Source organism: Streptomyces sp. NRRL B-24085, from assembly GCF_001282115.1.
Classification (GTDB): domain Bacteria; phylum Actinomycetota; class Actinomycetes; order Streptomycetales; family Streptomycetaceae; genus Streptomyces.
Window position 1 is genome coordinate 1 of sequence record NZ_LJBR01000570.1, and the last position, 2,712, is coordinate 2,712.

The following is a 2,712-nucleotide window of genomic DNA, read 5'->3' on the forward strand; positions in this document are numbered from 1 at the left end:
ACCCCACCCCAATACGTTCTCCCCTCTGCCCGGTACCGTCGGGCCGTCCCACCGCGTGCCTGTCCAGTCCAGGGAGCCCCATGACCACCGCCACCACCCGCCACAGCGACCGGCGGATCAGCCCGGTCTTCATCGGGATCTGTGCCGTGACGGCGGTGACGGGCTGGGCCACCTGGACGGGCTTCTCCGAGCAGTCCGGCATCGCCGTGTTCCTGTTCGTGACCGGCGCCTGGATCGTCTCCCTGTGCCTGCACGAGTACGCCCACGCCCGCACCGCCCTGCACAGCGGCGACATCACGATCGGCGCGAAGGGCTACCTCACGCTGAACCCGCTGAAGTACACCCACGCCCTGCTCAGCATCGTGCTCCCCGTCATCTTCGTGATCATGGGCGGCATCGGTCTCCCCGGCGGCGCGGTCTTCATCGAGCGCGACCGGATCCGCGGCCGCTGGCGGCACAGCCTGATCTCCGCGGCGGGCCCGCTCACCAACGTCCTGTTCGCGGCCGCCTGCACGGCCCCGTTCTGGCTGGGCGCCCTCGACGGCGTACCCCTGGAGTTCCGCTTCGCGCTGGCCTTCCTCGCCCTGCTCCAGGTCTCGGCGGCCCTGCTGAACTTCCTGCCGGTCCCGGGCCTGGACGGCTACGGCGTCATCGAGCCCTGGCTGTCCTACCAGGTCAAGCGCCAGGTGGAGCCCTTCGCGCCGTTCGGCCTGCTGTTCGTGTTCGCGCTGCTGTGGGTGCCGGCGGTCAACCACGCCTTCTTCGACGTGATCGACTCGATTCTGGCCTCGCTCGGCATCCACGAGCTCGAGACGTACTGCGGCCAGGACCTGTACCGGTTCTGGCAGACGAGCGATTTCTGCACGGTCAGCGGGTGACGGACTTCCCGACCCGGCCGCGCTTGACGTAGTACCAGCACATGTTGGACGACAGCCCCGCCAGCAGCACCCACACGACCCCCAGCCAACTGCCCTGCGCGAAGGAGACGACCGCCGCCGCGACCGCGAGGAGGCAGACGACGAGGGCGTAGAGGGCGAGGCGGGGCATTTCCATGGCTCCTGTCGGGGGGACACTTCGGGGGCACTTCGGGGGGACACTGCTGCGCTGTGACGACCAGTGTCCCCCATCGGCTCAGACGTCCGTGACCCGCAGCCCCGCGTGCGCCTTGTACCGCCGGTTGACCGAGATCAGGTTGGCGACCAGGGCCTCCACCTGGTGGGCGTTGCGCAGCCGGCCCGCGAAGATGCCGCGCATGCCGGGGATGCGGCCGGCCAGCGCCTGCACGGTCTCCACGTCGGCCCGCTCCTCGCCGAGCACCATGACGTCGGTGTCGATCTCCTGGACCTCCGGGTCCTGGAGCAGCACGGCCGACAGGTGGTGGAAGGCAGCGGTGACCCGCGAGTCCGGGAGCAGGGCCGCCGCCTGTTCGGCAGCGCTGCCCTCCTCCGGCTTCAGCGCGTAGGCGCCCTTCTTGTCGAAGCCGAGCGGGTTGACGCAGTCGACGACGAGCTTGCCGGTGAGCTCCTCGCGCAGCGACTCCAGGGTCTTGCCGTGCCCTTCCCACGGCACCGCGACGATCACGATGTCGCTGCGGCGCGCGGTCTCGGCGTTGTCGGCGCCCTCGACCCCGTGCCCGAGTTCGTCGGCGGCGGCCTGCGCACGGTCGGCGGCCCGCGAGCCGATGATCACCTTCTGCCCGGCGCGGGCGAGCCGGTAGGCGAGGCCCTTGCCCTGCGGCCCGGTCCCGCCGAGCACGCCGACGACGAGCCCGGAGACGTCGGGAAGGTCCCAGGGGTCCTTGGCGGGAGCCTTCTGTGCAGCACTGTCGGTAGAGGTCATGGCGCCGACTTTACGTCCGCCCCGCCCGCCCCGGCCGGTCGGGTGAGCCGCGTCGCCGCTCGGGTGAGCCGCGTCACGGACACCCGCCGGACGGGCGTGGGGCGGGGGTCCGGGCCCCGTGCGGGCGTCCGGACCTGACCGGTTCGGGCGAATCCGGGGTGAACCCCGGGCCGGGCACGGGTTCTTGCGGCAGGATGCGGCCCCATGGACGCCGTACGAGTCGCGCTGCTGCGCGAAGTGCTCGCCGGGACCGAGTGGTTGGGGGCCACGCGCCGTTTCGCGGGCGTCCTGCGCGGGTCGGTGGTGTCGCACGGCGGCGGACTGCTCCTGGTCGGCACCCCGGAGTACGAACCGTGGCACCTGGCGGCCCATCTGGTCGACGAGGCGGCCTGGTCGGGCACACCGGAGCTGGCCCCCACCCTCGTACGGCACGACGCGCGGCCCTCCGACCCCGCGCATCTGTCGGTGGGACCGGGCCGACTCGCGGCGGCCCGGCGCGGCGAGACCCTGCTCGTGGTGTCGCCGGACCGGCCGGGCGCCCCGCTTCTGGAGCATGTGCACGACGCCCGGCGGGCCGGCGCCACGGTCCTCTCCCTCGGCCCCGACGAGGGCGAACTCGCCGCGATGGCGCACGAGTCGCTGGCCGTGCCGGAGGGCACGGATCTCGATCTGGACACCGTGCAGCACCTGGTGAGCGCGGCGGCCGGGGAGAACGCGGTCCCCGCCCCGAGGGGCCGGCGGCGGTTCCGGGACCGGCTGTCGCGGCTGGCCGACGAGCTGACGGCGCCGCCCCCGGCCCGCTGGTAGCCGCGAAAAGCAGTTGCCGGACCGGCAGCCCTCCCCCGACCATGACCGGTCGTGACCGACGACGCC

The 2,712-nt window shown here is 72.7% G+C and carries 4 protein-coding genes; 2 read left to right on the top strand and 2 right to left on the bottom strand.

Features of this window, described 5'->3' with window-relative positions:
• Nucleotides 1-80: 80 nt before the first annotated feature.
• On the top strand, nucleotides 81-878 hold the full coding sequence (locus tag AOJ26_RS39650; RefSeq protein WP_053853192.1) for a site-2 protease family protein: 798 nt from the start codon (nucleotides 81-83) through the stop codon (nucleotides 876-878).
• Here AOJ26_RS39650 and AOJ26_RS39655 read toward each other — a convergent pair.
• Together AOJ26_RS39655 and npdG are read right to left on the bottom strand one after the other, a co-directional pair.
• Entirely contained in the window at nucleotides 868-1,053 is a 186-nt protein-coding gene (locus AOJ26_RS39655; RefSeq protein WP_086724715.1) for a hypothetical protein, read from the bottom strand. The two genes, AOJ26_RS39650 and AOJ26_RS39655, sit on opposite strands and share 11 nt — an antisense overlap.
• A 78-nt stretch (nucleotides 1,054-1,131) precedes the next feature.
• The gene (npdG, locus tag AOJ26_RS39660) at nucleotides 1,132-1,839 is read right to left on the bottom strand and encodes an NADPH-dependent F420 reductase (protein WP_053853194.1); all 708 of its coding nucleotides are present in this window, start codon (nucleotides 1,837-1,839) and stop codon (nucleotides 1,132-1,134) included.
• A 204-nt stretch (nucleotides 1,840-2,043) separates the two neighbouring features.
• Here npdG and AOJ26_RS39665 point away from each other — a divergent pair, with 204 nt between their 5' ends.
• Nucleotides 2,044-2,646 carry a hypothetical protein gene (locus AOJ26_RS39665; protein WP_053853195.1) on the top strand — a complete coding sequence of 201 codons (603 nt, stop codon included), beginning with the start codon at nucleotides 2,044-2,046 and terminating at the stop codon, nucleotides 2,644-2,646.
• Nucleotides 2,647-2,712 lie beyond the last annotated feature (66 nt).